We start from the raw sequence: 21,029 nt of genomic DNA on the forward strand, positions 1-21,029 counted from the left end.
TTTGTGTGCCTACTCATGCTAGTAGTTCAAGAAATTTCGTAGGGGTCCTTGCGAGCTACCTGACCACAGTTCTATAGTTAGTTAGTGCAGTAACTAACCAACGAGCTCGAAGGGAGGAATGGTGGTTGGAGATTCAGAGCCACTCTTCGTGCAGATCGCGAAGTTGGTGGAGGACCTCATCGTCGACGGGACACTGAAGTCGGGCGAGCGGGCACCGTCGACAAACGAGCTCGCAGCCTTCCACAACATCAACCCCGCGACAGCGCGCAAGGGCCTCGGTTTACTTGTCGACGCCCAGGTCCTCGAGAAGCGCCGCGGCCTCGGGATGTTCGTCACCCCGGACGCGCGCGAACGGATCCTGGAAACCCGCCGGGAAGCGTTCCCGGGTACGTTCGTCGCCCCTCTTATCGACGAAGCCGTCCGCGTCGGCCTGAGCCGCGACGACTTGATCGACCTTGTACATCGAGTAGCAGAAAGTAGAGGAATGTATCAATGAACGCCATGATTATCCGCGCCGATGGGCTAGAGAAGCACTTTGGTAAGAAGCACGTCCTCAACGGGGTGTCCTTCGACCTGCCGTCTGGCGGCATCCACGGGCTGTTGGGGCGAAATGGCGTCGGTAAGTCGACGTTGTTGCAGATTGTCGCCGGCCAACTGAAATCCTCCGGCGGCGCCGTCGAGGTGTTCGGCCTGGCTCCGTTCGATAACGCAGCGGTGATGGACCGCGTCGCGCTCACCGGCGTCGACGTCGGCTACCCGGCGAGCTGGAGCGGCAAGGACATTCTCAAGGGCGCGCAGCTGCGGTACCCGAACTGGGACGATGGGCTCGCGCGCCGCCTCATCGACGACTTCGACCTCGACGAGGCGCTCGGCACCACGTACAGCAAGATGTCGCGCGGCCAGCGCGCGATGGTCGGCAACATTGTCGGCATCGCCTCTGGCGCCGAGCTCACGCTTCTCGACGAACCCTACGTCGGCCTCGACGTCCACAACACCAACGTGTTCTATCGCCACCTCCTCGACGTGGCCGAGGACGGACGCACGTTCGTGATGGCCACGCACCATATCGAAGAGGCGTCGAAAATTCTGAGCAGCGCCCTGGTGCTGGGCCGCGACGGCAAGGTCAGCGCGCACGTGACCGCCGATGATGCCGACGCCCACGCCGAGCGCCTCGGCCTGCACAATCCCCTGCGACCTGTCGACTTTGGCGATGTCATCGAGCACCTCCTGGAGGTGAGCTAAATGCAGACCTTTGTTCGCCCCGGTTTCTTCCGCGCGCAAATACTCGCGGGCTCGAAATGGCGCTTCCTGCTAACGCTCTTCGGCCTGTTCATGGGCGCTGCCACCATCTTTGCCGACTGGCTGGGCAGTATTCCGCTGGTCATCACAGCCGCGACGATGTCCTCGCTCCTCCTCTATATGACCCTTATCCCCGAATCGAACGTTTTTCGCTCCTACGGGATGAACCGCAAGCGCGCCCTCGCGTACAAGCGCCGCGCCGCCCTCGCGGTCTGGGTCGTTCTTTGCGTGCCGACGCTGATCGTGAGTCCTTCGCTGTACGGGTTACTCGCCATCGCGCTGGTCACCGGGTGGCTCGCCCTATACGCAAGTAACGACGCCACCACCGGCGAAGAACTCAACTCTCCCGAGAGGGGATCGGCCATCATGGGGCTGCGCTTGGACCAGCCGCTGACGTTCCAGCTCTTTTGGAAGCAACCGCTCCTCCTGGCCGCCGCCTTTGGCCTCGGCTCGGTCGCCGTGCAGCTCGCGGTGCAATCGTTCATCGACAAAGAGTGGGGCCCGTTTATCGCAACCATCCCTGACCTGTTCCTTTTTGGCTCCTTCGCAGCAATCTACTCGTGGGGCGCAAGTTCGCCGACGACCGCACGCGCGTACGGAATCCCCCGGCGCACGTGGGGTTTGCATGGGCTGGGTGCAGTGGTGGTGTCCGCCGGGATCTACGTAGCGCTGCGTTCCCTTCCCACACTTTTCGACGCCCACACCCTCACCACCGCACCTGTCTGGGCGACGTTCATCTTGGTCCTCACCGGACTTGCGATGCCGTTGGCATGGGGGCGCAACCAGCTAGTGACGTTCATGGCCGTCATGATCCTCTGGCAGTTCATCCGCGACCCAGAGCCCTTGGCCTGGACGCTGCCAGTAGTTGGATGCGCATTGCTGGTGGCACTCGCGACGCTCACGCTGTACGTCGCGGGACGTGTAAACGGAGCCCAAAAGAACCCTGATATGAAGTTGTGAAAATGCTGTCTGAACTGGCGATTTGTGTTGTTGTTGGTGTGTGTGTAACTTTATGTGAGTCAGCGAGACCGACAACGCCCCGCCAGACAGACTCTTGAGAGGGTTGGATGGTGAGATGGCGGTTAGGAAAACTACCGCTGGCCGACATAATGAAATAGGTTCTGTGATGCGGCGCGTGTTTGCGTTGTTGAGAATGTTTTGTTAGTGTCAATCTTCGTCGCTTTGAATGCGCCACTGTGTTTTGTGGTGTGTTTGGGTGTGCGGTTGTTGTTTGAGAACTCGATAGTGTGCCAATGTACTTTTTATTTTTTTGATTGCATTGACTTTTGGTTGCGTGCTGTGTGCCATGTNTTGGTGTGTGCCGGCGGTGATGCTTGAACCTATGATTGAGTGTCACTGGTGTGGTGCAGATGCATGGTCGCGTTGACTGTATTGGTTGATGTGGTTGTGACTGGTCCTGTTTTACCCCGTCGGGTTGGGACCAGTTTTGTTTGTACTTTACAGTTTTTGTAATTTTAGGATTTTGCCAGACACTGGCGATGACTGTTGTGGTTGTTGTTGGTGGTTGGTTTGTTTTTGGTTAGGTTTTGGGCTTTTCACGGCCTTGTTTCTTTCTGAAATAGTTTTTGTGGAGAGTTTGATCCTGGCTCAGGATGAACGCTGGCGGCGTGCTTAACACATGCAAGTCGAACGGAAAGGCCAGTGCTTGCACTGGTACTCGAGTGGCGAACGGGTGAGTAACACGTGGGTGATCTGCCCTGTACTTCGGGATAAGCTTGGGAAACTGGGTCTAATACCGGATAGGACAACTTTTTGGATATTGTTGTGGAAAGCTTTTGCGGTATGGGATGAGCTCGCGGCCTATCAGCTTGTTGGTGGGGTAATGGCCTACCAAGGCGTCGACGGGTAGCCGGCCTGAGAGGGTGTACGGCCACATTGGGACTGAGATACGGCCCAGACTCCTACGGGAGGCAGCAGTGGGGAATATTGCACAATGGGCGCAAGCCTGATGCAGCGACGCCGCGTGGGGGATGAAGGCCTTCGGGTTGTAAACTCCTTTCGCTAGGGACGAAGCTTTTTTGTGACGGTACCTGGAGAAGAAGCACCGGCTAACTACGTGCCAGCAGCCGCGGTAATACGTAGGGTGCGAGCGTTGTCCGGAATTACTGGGCGTAAAGAGCTCGTAGGTGGTTTGTCGCGTCGTTTGTGTAAGTCCACAGCTTAACTGTGGGACTGCAGGCGATACGGGCATAACTTGAGTGCTGTAGGGGAGACTGGAATTCCTGGTGTAGCGGTGAAATGCGCAGATATCAGGAGGAACACCGATGGCGAAGGCAGGTCTCTGGGCAGTAACTGACGCTGAGGAGCGAAAGCATGGGTAGCGAACAGGATTAGATACCCTGGTAGTCCATGCCGTAAACGGTGGGCGCTAGGTGTGAGTCCCTTCCACGGGATTTGTGCCGTAGCTAACGCATTAAGCGCCCCGCCTGGGGAGTACGGCCGCAAGGCTAAAACTCAAAGGAATTGACGGGGGCCCGCACAAGCGGCGGAGCATGTGGATTAATTCGATGCAACGCGAAGAACCTTACCTGGGCTTGACATGTAGCGGATCGCCGCAGAGATGTGGTTTCCCTTGTGGTCGCTATACAGGTGGTGCATGGTTGTCGTCAGCTCGTGTCGTGAGATGTTGGGTTAAGTCCCGCAACGAGCGCAACCCTTGTCTTATGTTGCCAGCACGTAATGGTGGGGACTCATGAGAGACTGCCGGGGTTAACTCGGAGGAAGGTGGGGATGACGTCAAATCATCATGCCCCTTATGTCCAGGGCTTCACACATGCTACAATGGTCGGTACAGCGCGTTTGCTACCTTGTGAGGGGATGCTAATCGCACAAAGCCGGCCTTAGTTCGGATTGGGGTCTGCAACTCGACCCCATGAAGTCGGAGTCGCTAGTAATCGCAGATCAGCAACGCTGCGGTGAATACGTTCCCGGGCCTTGTACACACCGCCCGTCACGTCATGAAAGTTGGTAACACCCGAAGCCAGTGGCCTGTCATGGGAGCTGTCGAAGGTGGGATCGGCGATTGGGACGAAGTCGTAACAAGGTAGCCGTACCGGAAGGTGCGGCTGGATCACCTCCTTTCTAAGGAGTTTTATTTTGTTGGCTCACAGTTGTGGGCTTTTTTGTTGGTTGAGTCACCGTGGGTGTGGCTGCCAATTTGTTGTTTCCGGGTGGAGACACACCAGTCACGGACTGTCATGCATTCGTGTGGTGGTTGTGGTTGTGGTTGCAGTGTGGCCGGGTTTTTGTAGTCAAAAAGAAGTGTTAATTATTGTGTGTTGGTGCACTGTTGGGTGTCTGAGGCAGCAGTTGTGTTGTCTTGAATGATTCCGCGTGTTGATCACTGACTGGTTTGGTTGGTGGTTGGTGTGTGGGGTGTGTTGTGTGAGAACTGTATAGTGGACGCGAGCATCTTTATTCTTGTGGAAGAATTTTTTGATTGTAAGTTTGCCTAACAACAAGTGATTGTCATGCTGTTTGTGTGTGGTGGTTGTTTGTTGTTTGTTTGTTGTGTGTTTTTGTTTTGTTACAAGGGCGTACGGTGGATGCCTTGGCATGCTTAGCCGATGAAGGACGTGTGAGGCTGCGTTATGCCTCGGGGAGTTGCCAACAAAGCGTTGATCCGAGGATGTCCGAATGGGGAAACCTGGCACTTGTTATGGAGTGTTACCTGCAGATGAATGTATAGTCTGTGTGGGGGTTACGCGGGGAAGTGAAACATCTCAGTACCCGTAGGAGAAGAAAACAATTGTGATTCTGCTAGTAGTGGCGAGCGAACGTGGATGAGGCTAAACCATGCGTGTGTGATACCTGGCAGGGGTTGCGCGTGTGGTGTTGTGGGCGATGATTGTGGGTATGCTGCCATGTACCCTCATGATGCGGCGTGTTAGCGGAAGTCACCTGGGATGGTGTGCCGGAGAGGGTGAGAGCCCCTGTACGTGAAGGCGTGTCGTGTTGTGGTGATTGTTTGCCCGAGTAGCAGTGGGCTCGTGGAATCTGCTGTGAATCTGCCGGGACCACCCGGTAAGCCTAAATACTAAGTGTGACCGATAGTGGATAGTACCGTGAGGGAATGGTGAAAAGTACCCCGGGAGGGGAGTGAAAGAGTTCCTGAAACCGTGCGCTTACAATCCGTCAGAGCACCGCGTGTGTGTGATGGCGTGCCTTTTGAAGAATGAGCCTGCGAGTCAGCGGCATGTCGCGAGGTTAACCCGTGTGGGGTAGTCGTAGCGAAAGCGAATCCTAATTGGGTGTTGTTTAGTGGCATGTCCTGGACCCGAAGCGGGGTGATCTACCCATGGCCAGTGTGAAGCAGCTGTAAGAGGTTGTGGAGGCGCGAACCCACTTAGGTTGAAAACTGAGGGGATGAGTTGTGGGTAGGGGTGAAAGGCCAATCAAACTCCGTGATAGCTGGTTCTCCCCGAAATGCATTTAGGTGCAGCGTTATAGTAGTTTGCCGGAGGTAGAGCTACTGGTTGGTTGAGCGGGACTATCATCTTAGCAACATCAGCCAAACTCCGAATGCCGGTTAAGTGTTCTATAGCAGTGAGACTGTGGGGGATAAGCTTCATAGTCGAGAGGGAAACAGCCCAGATCGCCGGTTAAGGCCCCTAAGGGTGTACTAAGTGGAAAAGGATGTGGGATCGCGAAGACAGCCAGGAGGTTGGCTTAGAAGCAGCCATCCTTGAAAGAGTGCGTAATAGCTCACTGGTCGAGTGGTTCTGCGCCGACAATGTAGTGGGGCTCAAGTACACCGCCGAAGCCGCGGCATAGTTTTTACTATGGGTAGGGGAGCGTCGTGCATGGGGTGAAGCCATACTGTAAGGGGTGGTGGACTGTGTGCGAGTGAGAATGCAGGCATGAGTAACGAGAGATACGTGAGAATCGTATCCGCTGGATGACTAAGGGTTCCTGGGTCAAGTTCGTCTTCCCAGGGTGAGTCGGGTCCTAAGGCGAGGCCGACAGGCGTAGTCGATGGTCAACGGGTTGATATTCCCGTACCCGTATGCATGCGACAAAGAGTGAAGCGGTGATACTAACCACCCTGAACTGGCAACATGCGCATCCTTTTGGGTGTGTGGTTGTTGGTGATGCGTGGGGCCTGATCCGTGGTAGTTCAGTGATGGGGTGACGCAGTCAGGTAGCCGCGCCAAGTGTTGGATATCTTGGTGTAAGCGTGTGGCACGTCGACTTGTGAAATGCGGTCGATATTTTGTGTGAGGCGTGATGCGTAGCCCAATTGTTGGGTGATGGTGGTGATCCTTTGCTGTCGAGAAAAGCCTCTAGCGATGTGTGTGTATGGCCCGTACCCGAAACCGACACAGGTGGTCAGGTAGAGAATACTAAAGCGGTCGGGTGAACTGTGGTTAAGGAATTCGGCAAATTGCCCCCGTAACTTCGGGAGAAGGGGGGCCCTTGCTGGTTGCATGCCTTTTTCGGTGTGTTGCTGGTGGGGGTCGCAGAGAATAGAGGGGAGCGACTGTTTATCAAAAACACAGGTCCGTGCGAAGACGGTTAAGTTGATGTATACGGACTGACGCCTGCCCGGTGCTGGAAGGTTAAGAGGACCTGTTAGGACGTAAGTCCGAAGCGGAGAATTTAAGCCCCAGTAAACGGCGGTGGTAACTATAACCATCCTAAGGTAGCGAAATTCCTTGTCGGGTAAGTTCCGACCTGCACGAATGGCGTAACGACTCCCCTGCTGTCTCAACCACAGGCCCGGTGAAATTGCAGTACGAGTAAAGATGCTCGTTTCGCGCGGCAGGACGAAAAGACCCCGGGACCTTCACTATAGCTTGGTATTGGTATTCGGTGCGGTTTGTGTAGGATAGGTGGGAGACTGTGAAGTGGTCACGCTAGTGATTGTGGAGTCGTTGTTGAAATACCACTCTGACCGTAGTGGATGTCTAACCTTGGCCCATGATCTGGGTTGGGGACAGTGCCTGGTGGGTAGTTTAACTGGGGCGGTTGCCTCCCAAAATGTAACGGAGGCGCCCAAAGGTTCCCTCAGCCTGGTTGGCAATCAGGTGGTGAGTGTAAGTGCACAAGGGAGCTTGACTGTGAGACTTACAAGTCGAGCAGGGACGAAAGTCGGGACTAGTGATCCGGCACCTACTTGTGGATGTGGTGTCGCTCAACGGATAAAAGGTACCCCGGGGATAACAGGCTGATCTTCCCCAAGAGTCCATATCGACGGGATGGTTTGGCACCTCGATGTCGGCTCGTCGCATCCTGGGGCTGGAGTAGGTCCCAAGGGTTGGGCTGTTCGCCCATTAAAGCGGCACGCGAGCTGGGTTCAGAACGTCGTGAGACAGTTCGGTCTCTATCCGCCGCGCGCGTTGAAACTTGAAGAAGGCTGTCCCTAGTACGAGAGGACCGGGACGGACGTACCTCTGGTGTGCCAGTTGTTCCGCCAGGAGCAGGGCTGGTTGGCTACGTACGGGAGGGATAACCGCTGAAAGCATCTAAGCGGGAAGCCTGTTTTGAGATGAGGTTTCGTTTGAGGTTCCCTAGAGATGATGGGGTTGATAGGCCGGATCTGGTAGCACTGTGAGGTGTGTAAGGTGACTGGTACTAATTACACCGAGACTAAAACAAAGCACACACATGTTGGTGTTGTTTATGGTCAAATTAATGAGTGTTCTTCCGCGAAGAAGAGTTAAGTGTTTGCGTCCACTGTGCAGTGTCTGGCATGACATGCCTGTGCTGATATGTGAATATTGTCGTTGTTATCAACAGTATTGTGTTGGCACGATTTTGGTCGTGTCGGTGGTTGATGGCGGCGGGGAAACGCCCGGTCCCTTTCCGAACCCGGTTAGCTAAGCCCGCCCGCGCTGATGGTACTGCACCTGGGAGGGTGTGGGAGAGTAGGTTACCGCCGGCCTATAACTTCATTTTCTTGTGTGTGGTGAGTGTGTGTTGTTGTGGCACATACTCACCACACTTTTTTGTTTTGGTGGGGGTGTGGTGTGGCTCGGGTGTGGGGTGTGTGCACCAGATTCCTTTACGTAGGGGGCGTGAGCTGGGGAAACGTCACCGCACAGTCTCGAAGACCCGGAATGTGGTGCACAGCTGCCTCGGCTACCGTTGGAGACACACTATTGGTACTCCGAGAGGGTTTATGGCCAGGGCACCGATGGGTCGGTCGTGAAGTGGACGGCCTTGCTGGAGAGCGGGTCGGTGAAGGCAACGGAAATGCATTCCAACAGCATTGGTTTGGTGAAGTCGTCCTCCCCAAAAGGATGTGGGACGGGGTAGATAGAGTCGCCGATGATGGGCACCCCGGCATCCAACATCTGGATTCTCAGTTGGTGCGTGCGTCCACTGATCGGTTCGAGGAGATAGCGCCCGAGCGGCTCTTCCACTCCGTAGCGTTCTTGAAGCACTGATTCTTCGTTCGAAGGCAAACGGGACGCGCCAAGGAACAGCGTCTCTGAATTGGGTTCCGCGCCGCGGACAATCTTGGAAGCAATTTCGCCGTGTTCTTTGACGATGTGATGCCGCCAAGGTCCGGCAGGTAGCGAAGGATCATAAGGAGCAACCGCGGAATACAGGCGGCGGACTTCACGGCGGGCGAACATGTCCTGGTACGCCCCGCGGACGTCACGGCGCTTCGTCAGTAGCAACAAGCCACTCGTCATCCGGTCCAAGCGGTGGGCCGGTGTGAGCTCCTCGTTGCCGGTCTCGCGGCGAAGGCGGACGGTGAGGGTCTCGGTGATGTGGGCGGCTCGTGGCATCGTCGCTAAGAAGGGTGGTTTGTTGACGATGAGGACGTTGTCGTCCTCGAACACGACGGTGGGAATGAAGGGGACGGGGGTTTCGGGGGCGGGGCGTCGATAAAAGAAGACGTCCGTGCCTGGCTGCAAAATATCGTTGGGAGAGAGCGGGGTGCCGTCGCGCAGGACGACTTCGCCGACGGCGAAGCGCTGGAGGACGGCTGCGGCGTCGTCATCGGGGTGGCGGTGGCGCTGCCCCATGATGACTTCGGTGAGGAAGTCGCCGGCGGTAATGGGGGCGTCGGGGACGCGGACTCGTGACGCGCCGAGGCCATCGCGCGGAGGCAGTGGCGGGGGCGACTTCCTTCGTTTTCTACTCATGTCCTTTGCTAGATTAGTCGCTATGGATCTTGGAGCGATGTTGCAACCAGTACTGGCGTTCTTCAATGAAGGTATCGGGAAGGTGATCGCGGACGTGTTGCGAGCACTCTATGAGACGTTCTTCCCTGCGAACTCTGAGGGCGCGAAGCCCGTGGAAATTCCCAAATAAGGGCCACGATATCGATGTGGGTTTTGTCTACAATGGGGGTAGAAACTGCCTACCTTCTTGAGAAAGGGCGAAACACATGTCGAATGAAGAAATGGTCGTTGTAGCTGTGGACGGAAGCCCGGCTTCCCACAACGCGGTCCGCTGGGCGGCGAACACTGCTGCGAAGCGCGGCATCGCGCTGCAGCTGGCTGCAAGCTACACCATGCCGCAGTTCCTGTACGCGGAGGGGATGGTTCCGCCGAAGGAGCTGTTCGACGATCTGCAGAAGGAAACCATCCAGAAGGTCGAGGAGGCGCGTGACATCGCGCTTGAGGTCGCCCCAGATATCAAGATTGGGCACGCAATCGCGGAGGGATCCCCGATTGACATGCTGCTTGAGATGTCGCGTACCGCGACCATGATCGTGATGGGGTCGCGTGGCCTTGGCGGGCTTTCCGGGATGGTCCTCGGCTCTGTGTCTGGTGCGGTTGTCTCCCACGCAAGCTGCCCGGTTGTGGTGGTCCGCGAGGACAACAACGTGACGGAAGAGAATAAGTACGGCCCTGTCGTAGTCGGCGTTGATGGCTCTGAGGTTTCCCGCCACGCAACGGAGGTCGCCTTTGAGGAGGCGCACGCTCGCGGTGCGGAGTTGATTGCGGTGCACACCTGGATCGATACGCAGGTGCAAGGGCCGGGCGCTGGGTTCTCTGTCACGGACGAGCACTGGAAGGCTGTGCAGGAGGAGAAGGACGAGATCCTCAATGGCTACCTGGAGGACTCCGCCGCGAAGTACCCAGATGTGCAGATCCGCAAGGTGATTACGCGTGACCGTCCAGTCCGCGCACTGACCGAAGCCGCTGAGGGTGCACAGCTCCTGGTCACCGGTTCCCACGGTCGTGGCGGGTTCAAGGGCATGCTGCTCGGCTCGACGTCGCGTGCGCTGCTGCAGTCCGCGCCGTGCCCGATGATGGTTGTTCGTCCGAACGACTAATCTCGCGGCACGCAACCAAGTCCCAGCGGTGCCGTTCCCGGATCGTTACCTGTTGGTGTCCGAATCGTAGTGGCATTATGCCCGAATAGGAGGCACCATGGTCAGTAGACATTAAACGATCGTTATAGAAGGGAACGTAGACATGCTGGGACTTGGCTTTTTCGGCTGGATTATTATTGGTGGACTTGCAGGCTGGATTGCCTCGAAGATTAAGGGCAAGGACGCCGACATGGGCATCGGCCTGAATATTATTGTCGGCATTATCGGTGGTCTGATTGGCGGCTGGTTGCTGGCGAAGTTCGGAGTGGACGTCGACAATGGCGGACTCTGGTTTAGCTTCTTCACCTGCATCCTTGGTGCGGTGATCCTGCTGACCATTGTCAACTTTGTGAAAGGCAAACAACGCCAATAGCCAGTAGCGCGAAAAGCGCGTGATGTATGTACCGGCCGGAGGGGCACACCCCCGGCCGGTATTTTTCTTTTCAGAAACTACGGTACGCGGTATGGTGAACGTACTGGTTTGTCTACTAGAGATTTTGGAGGAGCAGTCGCGTGAGCAGCGGTACAACCAGCAAGGCAAAGAGTGCTTCCAGGAGGCGGAATCGTCCCAGCCCCCGGCAGCGGCTGCTGGACGCCGCCACGAAACTCTTCCAAGAAGAAGGCATCCGCGTCATCGGTATTGACCGTATTTTGAGGGAGGCGGACGTCGCGAAGGCGTCGTTGTACTCCCTGCTTGGGTCGAAAGACAACCTGGTCATCGCGTACATTGAGCGGCTGGACGAGGAGTACCGGCAGCGTTGGGCGGAGCGCACCGAGCATGTCTACGACGCGGACGGCAAGGTGCTGGCGTTCTTCGACATGGCGATTGAGGAGGAGCCGGACCGGGAATTCCGTGGCTCGCCGTTCCTGAACGCGGCGAACGAGTATCCGCGCCCGGACACGGAGTCGGAGGAGCGCATCGTTGCGGCGTGTAAGAAGCACCGCCAGTGGATGTACGACACGATTACGCACCTGCTCAGCGTGAAGAACGGCTACAACTCGGCCTCGCAGACAAATGAGCTTTTGATCTTCCTCGACGGCGGACTGGCGGGAGCCCGCTTCGTGCGCGATACCGCGCCGCTGGAAACCGCTCGTTCGTTGGCGAAAGCTACGCTTGGGACTCCTCCTGCTGACTATTCGATTTAGCCTCCCGCTGCACTTTCGACCGCTCTTTTTCGATGGCCTTTTTGGCGCGCTTTTCCTCGCGCTTGGCCTCGGCAAGGGCGGATTTTTCTGCGCGGATGTCGCGGCGAACCGCTGGGATGGTCGTTGGTCGCACGAGCGCGCCAGCCTTCTTGCGGCGCCAGGTCCGCTTGCGCTCCCGCTTCTCCCGCTTCTTTTCGACGTACGCTTCGCGCGCCTCGCGTACATGGTTGCGGTGAATCTCCTCGGATGGGAAACGCTTTACAAGCAACGCCCAGAGCAGAACGGTCTGTGAGGCAGTCCAGAAGTTGTTGACTACCCAGTACAGCAGTAGCGCGATCGGTACGAGGCCGAGCAGGCCCGCCGTGGTCAGGGACAGCGCAATGAAGGGGATCATCCAGTACAGGAACCGGTAGCTGCCGCGGGTGAACGCGTTTTCCCACTCGAGGGTGGTGCGGTTGCGGATCTGGGAGAGCAGCAGGTTGATGCTGGTGAAGCAGATGGCGGCGATGAGCATCGGGATGGCCAGGCCGCGAACGGCGTCGACCGTGGTGCCGAGGGAGGCAAACTGCTCGGGTGTCATGGAGACGTAGGCGGGGAGGGGGACGTCGAAAAGCGTGGTGTTGCGGAAGCTTTCGATCTCGTCTGGGGTGAGCAGGCCGATCCGGTGGGCGTCGCCGACGTCGGGGACGGCGAGCCAGTACAGCAGGCGGTACAGGCCGAAGAAAAACGGCAGCTGGATCATGGCGGGAACGCAGCCGGCGAGCGGGTTGTAGCCGTGCTCGCTGCGGAGTTTCTTGATGGCTTCGCGCTCCGCCTCGATGTCCTCGAGTGCGGTGGAGCTGCCGTAGCGGTCCGCGATGGCTTTCATGTGCGGGCGCATCATGTAGCTGGTGCGGCCTACCTTGTACGTCTTCCAGGAAAACGGTGCGATGGCGCCGCGCACTGTGATGACCAGCAGGATGATGGATGCGATCCAGGCGCCAGAGACGGGGGCGCCGAGGACGTCGGCGAGGAGCCAGTGCCAGAACTGCAGCACGGCGGATACGGGATAGACGAGGATTTCCATCATTCGCTAATGTTAGGCCATGGTTTACCAACAACCCAGACGCAAGGTGCGCGCCTCCCAGGTGTTCGGCGAGGTGCTGCTGACCATCGGGGCGTTGTTGTTGCTGTTCGCGTTTTACGAGTCCTATTGGACGAATATCGCGTCCGGCAAGATGCAGAACGAAGCGCAGGACACGTTGTCGGAGCAGTGGAAGAACCCGCGCCAGCTGCGCGCGCCACAGCTTGGCGACGCATTCGCGCGCATGTACATCCCTGCGTTCGGGTCGGACTACCAGTTCGCCATCATCGAGGGCACCGACGAGAACGAGTTGTTGGTGGGTCCGGGCCGCTACCCGGACACGCAGATGCCGGGCGAGCCGGGCAACTTCGCGGTGGCGGGCCACCGCGTGGGCAAGGGAGCGCCGTTCAACGACCTTGGGGCGCTGAACAGTTGTGACGCCATCGTGGTGGAGACACAGGATTCCTGGGTGACGTACCGCGTGCTGCCGATGGGCCTGGACCCGCAGGAGCGCCGGGACGTGGCGGCGGGCTGCGTGCCAGCCGAGATCAACGAGCCGATCGCGACGGGCGAGTACCGCAACGTGGTGGGCAGGCACATTACGCTGCCGGGAGACGTGAACGTGATCAACCCGATCCCGGAGCAGCCCTCCATTGAGGTGCGCCCGGACATGCTGGGCATGATCACGCTGACCACGTGCCACCCGCAGTTTTCGAACGCGGAGCGCATGATCATCCACGCCGTGCAGACTGAGGTGCTGGCGAAAACACCGGGCGAGCAAACGCTGCCGCAGGCGATGTCGGAGGTGAAATAGACAATGTATGGAGCACTTTGGCGGATGCTGCCGGGGCCTACGCCGGTGAAGTGGCTGCTCGCGATCGTGATCGCGGTGGCCGTGTTCTTCCTGCTGATGGAAGTGGTGTTTCCGTGGGTGTCGGCGCAGATGCCCTACAACGACGTCGCAGTGTAACGCTCTAGAGCTGCAGGTTCTTGATGGTCTCCTCGGCGACGAGCTGCGCCTTGATGGACTCGTCCTGGTTGGTGAACACGGTCACGGCCGTGTTGCCCTTGGCCACGGAGTAGGCGGCGCCGATCCGGTTGGGCACGGCGCCGCCGCCGTGGCGCCCGCCGTTCCACCCGGCTGGCTGGTTGGCGGGCTCGGTGTAGTCGATGGGTGTTGCCCAGTCGACTACGGCCATGGCGTCCTCGGGGCTGTCCATGTGCCGCACGATGACGGTCAGCTGTGGCTCGGGCGGGTAGGACCAGAACTGGCAGGCTGGGGGGTCGAAGCGGGCGTCGATACCTACGCCGGTGACGCGCTGGCCGTTGGCGTCGGCGACCCAGTCGGTGTCGAGGTATGGGCAGGGCTGCCACGCGTTGCGGTCGGTGGCGGGCAGGGCGTCGAGAGGCAGGGCGGCTTGTTGCTTCTCGACGCCCCCTTCGCCCGCGGGCGCCGGATCCGGGTCGGGGGCGGCGCACCCGGCGAGGACGCCAAATGCCATGACTGCTGCGAGGGTGGGTAGTGTCAAACGCATGGGTTCCAGATTAGCTGTGTTGTCGCCGGGCCCCGGCGAAACCACTGAGGTGCCGGTAAACCGTTCTTTGGATATCGGTATCACGGTGTTGTCGGTGTCGCTGGTGCTGGTGTCGCTGGCGGCGCTGGCGCGGATGTCGCTGGATGAGGCGCTGCTGCACATCACTCTGGTGACGACGTTTTCCTTCCTCCTGTTCTACGGGATGACCGAGATGCACTACTGGGCTACCCCGGGCCGCGTGCTGTGGCTCGTGGGGCTGACCGGCGTGTGGATGCTGGACACGACCATCTCCGTGGTTGCGATGTACTGGGTGTTCATCCTGTTCTTCGTGTACATGCGGGCGTTCAACGACTGGCGAGGTATTGCCGGGGTTGCTGCTGGGCTTGTGATCACGGTGCTGATACAGCTGCCGGATCATCTCACGCTGGGCAGCGTGTTGGGGCCGGCGCTGTCGGCGGTGGTGGTCCTGGCGATCAACTATGCCTTCACCACGATTACGAAAGTGAGCGACGAGCGCGCCGAGCTCATCAACGAGTTACTGGAGACACGCGAACAGCTAGCAACTACGGAGCGCGCAGCCGGTGTGGCGCAGGAGCGGGAACGGCTCGCGCACGAGATTCACGACACGGTGGCGCAGAACCTGTCCTCGATCCAGATGCTGCTGCACGCCGCGGAGCGCGACCTGTTGGCAACGGACCTTTCGGAGGAAGAGCTGGCGGCGCCGTTGAAGAGGATGGAGACGGCACGCAGGGCGGCGTCGAGAAACTTGGCGGAGACCCGTGCGATTATTGCGGCGCTGACGCCGGCGCCGCTGAGCACGACGTCGCTGGAGGAGGCACTGCGGCGCATCGCGGCGGACTTCGGTACGACGGGCGACATGGACATCGAGGTGGAGGTCGACGGTGAACCGCAGCAGCTGCCGATGCGGATCGAGGCCGGCCTGCTGCGTATTACGCAGGGCGCGGTGTCGAACGCGGTGAAGCACTCCGAGGCGAGCCGCATGCGCATCACGCTGACGTTTGGGGATGATGAGGTCCGCCTTGATGTGGTGGACAACGGCAAGGGCTTCGACGTAGCGAGCCAGGCCAAAAAGCCCTCAGGGTTAGGCCATTTGGGTCTCGATGCGATGCGTTCTCGGGCCGAGGAATTGGGCGGTGAGCTGGCAATTGAGTCCCAGCCCGGCGGGCCGACAGCACTTTCTGTGGCGGTACCGAGTAGTATCAAACAAAAGACTGACCAGGTGGAGAGGAAAACTTCATGATTCGTGTGTTGCTGGCTGATGACCATGAGATCGTCCGGCTGGGGCTTCGGGCCGTGCTCGAGGAGGCCGAAGACATTATGGTCGTCGGCGAAGTTGCCACAGCTGAGGGCGCGATCGCGATGGCGCAGGCCGGTGGCATCGACGTGATTTTGATGGACCTCCGCTTCGGCGCGGGCGTCGAGGGCACCCGCGTGACCACGGGCGCGCAGGCAACGGCGCAGATTATCGCCTCGATGACGAACCCGCCGAAGGTGCTCATGGTGACCAACTACGACACCGACGCCGACATCCTTGGCGCGATCGAGGCCGGAGCCGTCGGCTATCTGCTGAAGGACGCCCCGCCGGAGGAGCTCGTCGCCGCGGTGCGCTCCACCGCGCGTGGCGACGCCACAATGTCCCCGGTGGTGCGCGAGCGCCTCGAGACGCGCGACCGCACTCCGCGCTCCTCGCTCACGCCGCGTGAGCTGGAGGTGCTGCAGTTGGTGGCGGCGGGGTCGTCGAATAGGGAGATTGGCACGGAGCTCATGCTTTCTGAGGCGACCGTGAAGTCCCACCTCGTGCACATTTACGACAAGTTGGGTGTGCGTTCCCGTACTTCCGCCGTGGCGTCGGCGCGCGAGCAGGGCGTGCTCTAGTAGTAGGGGTGGGCTTCGTGGAACGCTTCCACGATGCCGAGGGGGATCTTGCCGCGGTTGGCAATGGGCAGGCCTTCGGTCTGCGCCCAACGGCGGATCTCGGCGGGGTCAAGGGCCCGATCGGTCGCGTCGCACGCCTCCCTAGCTGCTTCGACGTACGGCTTGAGCTGCGCCAGGAAGCGCTCCGCGTTCTCCGGCTTGAGGTCCAGCACGTAATTCTTCCCCTGTAACCCGAAGCGGATCACGCGAACATCCGCCTCGTGCAGGGGCGTGTGGTCCAGGTCATCGAAAAACTGGGTGATATTTTGCCGGGCCATGAAGGCTGTCCTTTCTCCGGTACTCCCAAGAACGATACTTGGGAGTAGTGTTCGCGTTTGGAGGAAGTCTAGCAAATACTTTGGCCAATAATATTAATTAAGTTTCTTCTGCACTTCCGCGGACAGTTTCTGCAGGTCTTCATCAATAGAGTTGTGTGCCAGGCGCTGCTGTACCGGGTTCATGTGCTCGGCGTTTTCCACCGCGGTCTGCAGCTCCGCGAGGCGGACCTTCGCGTCGGTGGCGAAGCCCTTCGGCAGCTCGGCGGTCTTGACCTGGCCCTCGAGGGCGTCGACGCGCGACTTCAGCTGCCCGCCGCGCTCAGAAAAGCGCGAGACCTCCTGGGAGGACAGGCCGACGCTCTGCGCGCGCTGTTGTACCTGCTTCTGCTGGTAGGACGTCCAGCCCTTGTAGAACAGCGGCAACAGCACCGGCAGGAGCAGACGGGTCGCGCCGAGCCACTGCTTGGCTTTCTTCTTCGTAATGCCGGATTCCTCAATGCGCTGCAGATGTGCCTTCGCTAGCCGCTCCTCGTGCTTGCGCTTCTGCTTCAGGCCCTGCTTCTCTGCCTTCAGCAGGCGCTTCTCGGCCTTGTCCAGCAGCTTTGCGGTGCGGAAGTCCTGCTTCGCCTCCTCCTTGGCAAGCTTGCGGGCGTGCGCCTGCGCGGCCTTAATCTCAGCCTTGGCCTTCGTGCGTGCTTTCCGGATGGATTTGAACAGTCCCATGCGAGTTAACTCCTTTACGCTTCAGCGTTCGTTTGGACACCAACCTTACCTGTTTCTCCACTGCGCCTAGTAGAATATTGCCCATTGTGAGTACGTCGAAGCAGCAGGATGGCACACGCATGCGGCCGTCGGATCTTGTGGGGTGCCGCTTCCGGTTCCGCCGGAGGTGCCAGTTCCCGGACTACCCGTCGCGCGAGGAGGCCGAGGCGCACATGCCGCAGCGCATCGCGGTGCAGGAGGCGGTACTCGCCCAGCTGCCTACCAAGCCAGCGCTTGGCGACGGCCGGCGCCGCCTCTTCACCCGCGCCGACGCCGCGGACGCCACCACCGAGGGCGTCTTCGACTTGATGCGCCGCGGCACCCACCTGATCACGCGGGCGACGCTCCATGGGGACATCGCCGGGGTGGCGGTCGAGGTGGACGTCGACATCCTGGTGCGCACCGCCGACGGGTACGTGCCAGTGATCATCTCGAACCACAGAGTCGCGCGCACGCACCCGACCTCGACGCTGCAGGCCGTGCCGGTTGGGCGCCTTGGGCTGGGGGCGCCACTGCGGGTAGCGGGCAAGTACCGCCACCACACCGTCGACGGCTACCGGCTGGCCATGGCGCACCTCCTGCTTGGGGAGCGCTCCGCGGGCCGCGGCGGCGTCATTGGGCAGGATAGGTCGCTGGCGTACGGAGTGGACGTCGAAAAGTATGTCGCGCCGCTGCTGCTCGCGCTCGCCGAGCCCACGCCCGAGCACCCAACCCGCTACAAACAGTGCGCCACCTGCAGGTTCTGGCCGCTGTGCCTGCCTGAGCTCGAGGCGCGCGACGACATCTCGCTGGTGCTGCCCGGCGGCAAGGGCGACCGCTTCCGCGCCCAGGGCATCACGACGGTCCAACAGCTTATCGACGCCCAGCTCGGCGAACCTTCCCGCATCGCCGAAGCCTGGCGCGCCGGGATCCCCCTGCTCAGGAGACCGGGGCCGATCGGTATTCGCCGCGCCGACGTCGAGATCGACATCGACATGGAGTCCTACATGGACCAAGGCGCCTACCTGTGGGGCACCTTCGACGGCGAGCGCTACCGGCCGTTCGTGACGTGGGAGGAAGTCGGCGGCGACGCGGAGGAAGCCAACTTCGGTGTGTTCTGGCGCTGGCTCCTCGACCAGCGTGCCCAAGCCCACGCGGAAGGCAAGACCTTCGCCGCCTACTGCTACGCCGCCGCCGGCGAAAACCACTGGCTGCGCATGTCCGCGCAGCGCTTCGCCAGCATCGACGCCAAGGAAGTCCAGGAGTTCATTGCCTCCGACGAATGGGTCGACGTGTTCGCGGCGGTGCGCAAGCACCTCGTCGGTACCGACGGGCTGGGGCTGAAAGTGCTCGGGCCCATCGTCGGCTTCCACTGGGAGGACGACGACATGGACGGCGAAGCCTCCATCGACCGCCGCTTCGCCGCCGTCCGCGGCGACGAGGACGCAAAGCAGACCCTACTGCAGTACAACGAAGACGACTGCCGGGCCACCCGTGCCGTCCGCGAGTTTCTCGACGCCGACGCCCCCGGGATCCCTTTGCTCTAGCTTTGGGGGTTTAGCGTCTGGTGTTTTAACGCCTGGTGTTGCGGGCCACTGCCGCGGTAATCAGCACCAGCACCACAACGAGGCAGGCCAGCACCATCGTGAACCCGGCCCACGGCAGCAGCTCGTACACCCAGCCCGACGCCGCCCCCACCATCGACGACCCCATGTAGTACCAGAACACGTACATGCTGGACGCCTCCGCCCGGTCGCGCTCCGCGATGATGCCCACCCACGCAGAGGCCGTCGAGTGCATCGCGAAGAAGCTCGCCGTAAACACCAGCAGACCGGCCAGCAAGGCCACCAGGTTCGGTATCGCTGCCAGTATCAGGCCCACCACCATGAGCGACGCGCCCCCAATCACCACGTGCCCGCGACCGTACTTGCTCACCAGCGCACCCGCACGCGACGCAGACCACGTCCCCGACAGGTACAGCAAAAACGCCAGCCCCACCAGCGACGGCGGCAGGCCAAAGTAGTCAATCGCGCGGAACCCCAGGTAGTTGTACAGGGAGACGAACACGCCCATCCCGATGAACGCCGTCGCACATAGCGCCAGAATCCGCGGGTTCCTCGCGTGCCGAACCATCGCGCGGAACTCATTGCCCGGTCGCAGCTTCGCCTTCGGCGTGAAGTTCCGCTGCGCAGGAAGCAGGATCGCCGTTGCAATCGCCAGTGCAAGTGCCGTCACGCTACTGGCTGCGAGCGCCCACCGCCACGACGTGACCGCCAGCAGCCCCGTCGGGATCAACCTGCCCGTCAGCCCGCCGATCGTGTTGCCGGCGATGTACAAGCCCATCGCGCCGGGCAGGTCCTTGGCGTCGAGCTCCTCGGAGAGCCAGGTCATCGCAACGGCCGGGGTGCCTGCAATCGCGACGCCTTGCAGGGCTCGCAGTAGCACCAGCTGTTCCATCGACTGCGCCAGCGGCAACAACAACCCAATGCCCGTTGCCACCAGCGCCGACACGATCAGTACACGCCCGCGCCCGTACTTCTCCGAAAGCATCGACGCCGGCACCACACACAGCGCCAACCCGCCCGTCGCCGCCGACACCGTCAGCGCCGTCGTGGACGGGGAAGCGTCGAACGCCTCCGCCAGGGTGGGGAGTAGCGCCTGGGTGGCGTAGAGGGCGTTAAAGATTCCGAGCCCGGCGAGCAGCATCGCAATCGTTGCGCGACGATACTCCGGGCTCCCTTTCTTCATGCTCCATATCCTGGCACTTTGTGGCGGGGACCTCAAGGAGCGTTCTAGATTGCTGCACCAAATTCCTGGTTTGCCGGGCAGATTTGTAAAAGCCCAGGTCATTTTCGGCGCGTGGTGGAATCTGGTGCGCAAGTCGACCGGAGCGAACACTGCGGCCCAAAACTGGCCCGGTTAACCCCGTCCCCTACCCCCTCTTGCGTAGCAGGTTAGCCTACCCTAATATTCCTAGTGGGTCCTGGTTCCTTCAACGGACTCGTCGTGAATACAGATAAAACCCGCCGTGTTTCATACCCCTGTATGAAACACGGCGGGTGGCCATGTAAAGCGCTCCTCGCGAGAGCGCCTTTAATCTAACAGAATTACATGGCGTTGTCTATACCGACTTACTTGGAAGCCGCTGCGAAGCGCTCGTTGACGTCGTCCCAGTTGACAACGTTCCACCAAGCCTTGACGTAATCGCCCTTGACGTTCTTGTACTGCAGGTAGAAGGCGTGCTCCCACATGTCGAGCATCAGCAGTGGGGTGAAGTCAACGGAGATGTTGCCCTGCTGGTCGGTGAGCTGCTCGATGATGAGGCGGCCGGCGATGTGGTCGTAACCCAGGACTGCCCAGCCGGAGCCGTGCAGGCTGGTTGCAACGCCGGAGAAGTGTGCCTGGAACTTCTCGAAGGAACCGAAGTCGCGGTCGATTGCCTCAGCGATTGCGCCGGTTGGTGCGCCGCCTGCGTTCGGTGCCATGTTCTTCCAGAAGATGGAGTGGTTGGTGTGGCCACCCAGGTTAAATGCCAGGTTCTTGGACAGTGCACGCAGCTTGTCCGGGTTGGCGTCGCCGTTGCGCTCTGCCTCGAGGGCCTCGAGTGCGGCGTTTGCGCCAGCGACGTAGTTCGCGTGGTGCTTGTCGTGGTGCAGCTCCATAATCTCGGCCGAGATATGTGGCTCGAGTGCGTCGTATGCGTATGGGAGCTCTGGAAGTTCGTAAACAGCCATTGT

19 protein-coding genes and 3 rRNA genes are annotated in these 21,029 nt (G+C 60.0%); 15 read left to right on the plus strand and 7 right to left on the minus strand.

Annotated features, from left to right (window positions below):
• Positions 1 to 118 precede the first annotated feature (118 nt).
• From BJP05_RS00700 to rrf, 6 genes are all read left to right on the plus strand, one after another.
• Positions 119 to 496, plus strand: coding sequence for a GntR family transcriptional regulator (locus tag BJP05_RS00700; RefSeq protein WP_070361735.1), 378 nt, complete (start codon positions 119 to 121; stop codon positions 494 to 496).
• Positions 493 to 1,242: an ABC transporter ATP-binding protein gene (locus BJP05_RS00705; RefSeq protein ID WP_070361736.1), complete on the plus strand. Its 750-nt coding sequence runs from the start codon at positions 493 to 495 to the stop codon at positions 1,240 to 1,242. The genes BJP05_RS00700 and BJP05_RS00705 overlap by 4 nt, the downstream gene beginning before the upstream one ends.
• The gene (locus BJP05_RS00710) at positions 1,243 to 2,259 is read left to right on the plus strand and encodes a hypothetical protein (RefSeq protein ID WP_070361737.1); all 1,017 of its coding nucleotides are present in this window, start codon (positions 1,243 to 1,245) and stop codon (positions 2,257 to 2,259) included.
• 625 nt (positions 2,260 to 2,884) lie between these two features.
• Positions 2,885 to 4,401 (plus strand): 16S ribosomal RNA (locus BJP05_RS00715).
• A 437-nt stretch (positions 4,402 to 4,838) separates the two neighbouring features.
• Positions 4,839 to 7,919: ribosomal RNA gene (locus BJP05_RS00720) — 23S ribosomal RNA — on the plus strand.
• A 165-nt stretch (positions 7,920 to 8,084) separates the two neighbouring features.
• Positions 8,085 to 8,203: ribosomal RNA gene (rrf, locus tag BJP05_RS00725) — 5S ribosomal RNA — on the plus strand.
• The 16S, 23S and 5S rRNA genes sit together here, the layout of an rRNA operon.
• Before the next feature lie 235 nt (positions 8,204 to 8,438).
• Here rrf and BJP05_RS00730 read toward each other — a convergent pair.
• Entirely contained in the window at positions 8,439 to 9,416 is a 978-nt protein-coding gene (locus BJP05_RS00730; protein ID WP_070361738.1) for a pseudouridine synthase, read from the minus strand.
• Positions 9,417 to 9,438: 22 nt separating this feature from the next.
• Between BJP05_RS00730 and BJP05_RS11220 the strand changes: the two genes are divergently transcribed.
• The 4 genes from BJP05_RS11220 to BJP05_RS00745 all read left to right on the plus strand — a co-directional run bounded on the left by BJP05_RS11220 (position 9,439) and on the right by BJP05_RS00745 (position 11,740).
• The gene (locus BJP05_RS11220) at positions 9,439 to 9,585 is read left to right on the plus strand and encodes a hypothetical protein (protein ID WP_168156154.1); all 147 of its coding nucleotides are present in this window, start codon (positions 9,439 to 9,441) and stop codon (positions 9,583 to 9,585) included.
• A gap of 76 nt (positions 9,586 to 9,661) precedes the next feature.
• Positions 9,662 to 10,555: a universal stress protein gene (locus BJP05_RS00735; protein ID WP_070361739.1), complete on the plus strand. Its 894-nt coding sequence runs from the start codon at positions 9,662 to 9,664 to the stop codon at positions 10,553 to 10,555.
• A gap of 142 nt (positions 10,556 to 10,697) precedes the next feature.
• A complete protein-coding gene (locus BJP05_RS00740; RefSeq protein ID WP_070361740.1) occupies positions 10,698 to 10,967 on the plus strand; it encodes a GlsB/YeaQ/YmgE family stress response membrane protein in 270 nt (89 codons plus the stop codon).
• Between the two features lie 140 nt (positions 10,968 to 11,107).
• On the plus strand, positions 11,108 to 11,740 hold the full coding sequence (locus BJP05_RS00745; RefSeq protein ID WP_070361741.1) for a TetR/AcrR family transcriptional regulator: 633 nt from the start codon (positions 11,108 to 11,110) through the stop codon (positions 11,738 to 11,740).
• Here BJP05_RS00745 and yidC read toward each other — a convergent pair.
• On the minus strand, positions 11,703 to 12,809 hold the full coding sequence (gene yidC, locus BJP05_RS00750) for a membrane protein insertase YidC (protein ID WP_070361742.1): 1,107 nt from the start codon (positions 12,807 to 12,809) through the stop codon (positions 11,703 to 11,705). The two genes, BJP05_RS00745 and yidC, sit on opposite strands and share 38 nt — an antisense overlap.
• A gap of 16 nt (positions 12,810 to 12,825) precedes the next feature.
• Here yidC and BJP05_RS00755 point away from each other — a divergent pair, with 16 nt between their 5' ends.
• Both BJP05_RS00755 and BJP05_RS11225 read left to right on the plus strand, forming a co-directional pair.
• Positions 12,826 to 13,617: a class E sortase gene (locus BJP05_RS00755; RefSeq protein ID WP_070361743.1), complete on the plus strand. Its 792-nt coding sequence runs from the start codon at positions 12,826 to 12,828 to the stop codon at positions 13,615 to 13,617.
• Positions 13,618 to 13,620: 3 nt separating this feature from the next.
• Positions 13,621 to 13,773 (plus strand): hypothetical protein, encoded by a 153-nt coding sequence (locus BJP05_RS11225; RefSeq protein ID WP_168156155.1) that lies wholly within the window; start codon positions 13,621 to 13,623, stop codon positions 13,771 to 13,773.
• A 4-nt stretch (positions 13,774 to 13,777) separates the two neighbouring features.
• Here the strand turns inward: BJP05_RS11225 and BJP05_RS00760 are convergent, their stop codons facing one another.
• On the minus strand, positions 13,778 to 14,338 hold the full coding sequence (locus BJP05_RS00760; RefSeq protein ID WP_083291002.1) for a DUF2020 domain-containing protein: 561 nt from the start codon (positions 14,336 to 14,338) through the stop codon (positions 13,778 to 13,780).
• Between BJP05_RS00760 and BJP05_RS00765 the strand changes: the two genes are divergently transcribed.
• Both BJP05_RS00765 and BJP05_RS00770 read left to right on the plus strand, forming a co-directional pair.
• The gene (locus BJP05_RS00765) at positions 14,337 to 15,599 is read left to right on the plus strand and encodes a sensor histidine kinase (RefSeq protein WP_070361744.1); all 1,263 of its coding nucleotides are present in this window, start codon (positions 14,337 to 14,339) and stop codon (positions 15,597 to 15,599) included. The genes BJP05_RS00760 and BJP05_RS00765 overlap by 2 nt on opposite strands.
• Positions 15,596 to 16,234, plus strand: coding sequence for a response regulator transcription factor (locus tag BJP05_RS00770; protein ID WP_070361745.1), 639 nt, complete (start codon positions 15,596 to 15,598; stop codon positions 16,232 to 16,234). The genes BJP05_RS00765 and BJP05_RS00770 overlap by 4 nt, the downstream gene beginning before the upstream one ends.
• Here BJP05_RS00770 and BJP05_RS00775 read toward each other — a convergent pair.
• Together BJP05_RS00775 and BJP05_RS00780 are read right to left on the minus strand one after the other, a co-directional pair.
• Positions 16,231 to 16,551, minus strand: a complete 321-nt coding sequence (locus tag BJP05_RS00775) for an Lsr2 family protein (RefSeq protein WP_070361746.1) — start codon at positions 16,549 to 16,551, stop codon at positions 16,231 to 16,233. The two genes, BJP05_RS00770 and BJP05_RS00775, sit on opposite strands and share 4 nt — an antisense overlap.
• 93 nt (positions 16,552 to 16,644) lie before the next feature.
• Positions 16,645 to 17,274: a DUF6474 family protein gene (locus BJP05_RS00780; RefSeq protein WP_070361747.1), complete on the minus strand. Its 630-nt coding sequence runs from the start codon at positions 17,272 to 17,274 to the stop codon at positions 16,645 to 16,647.
• An 86-nt stretch (positions 17,275 to 17,360) separates the two neighbouring features.
• Here BJP05_RS00780 and BJP05_RS00785 point away from each other — a divergent pair, with 86 nt between their 5' ends.
• Positions 17,361 to 18,839, plus strand: coding sequence for a TM0106 family RecB-like putative nuclease (locus tag BJP05_RS00785; protein ID WP_240492770.1), 1,479 nt, complete (start codon positions 17,361 to 17,363; stop codon positions 18,837 to 18,839).
• 25 nt (positions 18,840 to 18,864) lie between these two features.
• Here BJP05_RS00785 and BJP05_RS00790 read toward each other — a convergent pair whose 3' ends face one another.
• Together BJP05_RS00790 and BJP05_RS00795 are read right to left on the minus strand one after the other, a co-directional pair.
• Positions 18,865 to 20,040: an MFS transporter gene (locus BJP05_RS00790; RefSeq protein WP_070361749.1), complete on the minus strand. Its 1,176-nt coding sequence runs from the start codon at positions 20,038 to 20,040 to the stop codon at positions 18,865 to 18,867.
• 383 nt (positions 20,041 to 20,423) lie between these two features.
• Positions 20,424 to 21,026 (minus strand): superoxide dismutase, encoded by a 603-nt coding sequence (locus tag BJP05_RS00795; protein WP_070361750.1) that lies wholly within the window; start codon positions 21,024 to 21,026, stop codon positions 20,424 to 20,426.
• Between the last annotated feature and the right edge of the window lie 3 nt (positions 21,027 to 21,029).

The sequence above is a fragment of the Corynebacterium sp. NML98-0116 genome (genome assembly GCF_001767255.1).
GTDB classification, from domain to species: Bacteria; Actinomycetota; Actinomycetes; order Mycobacteriales; family Mycobacteriaceae; genus Corynebacterium; species Corynebacterium pseudogenitalium.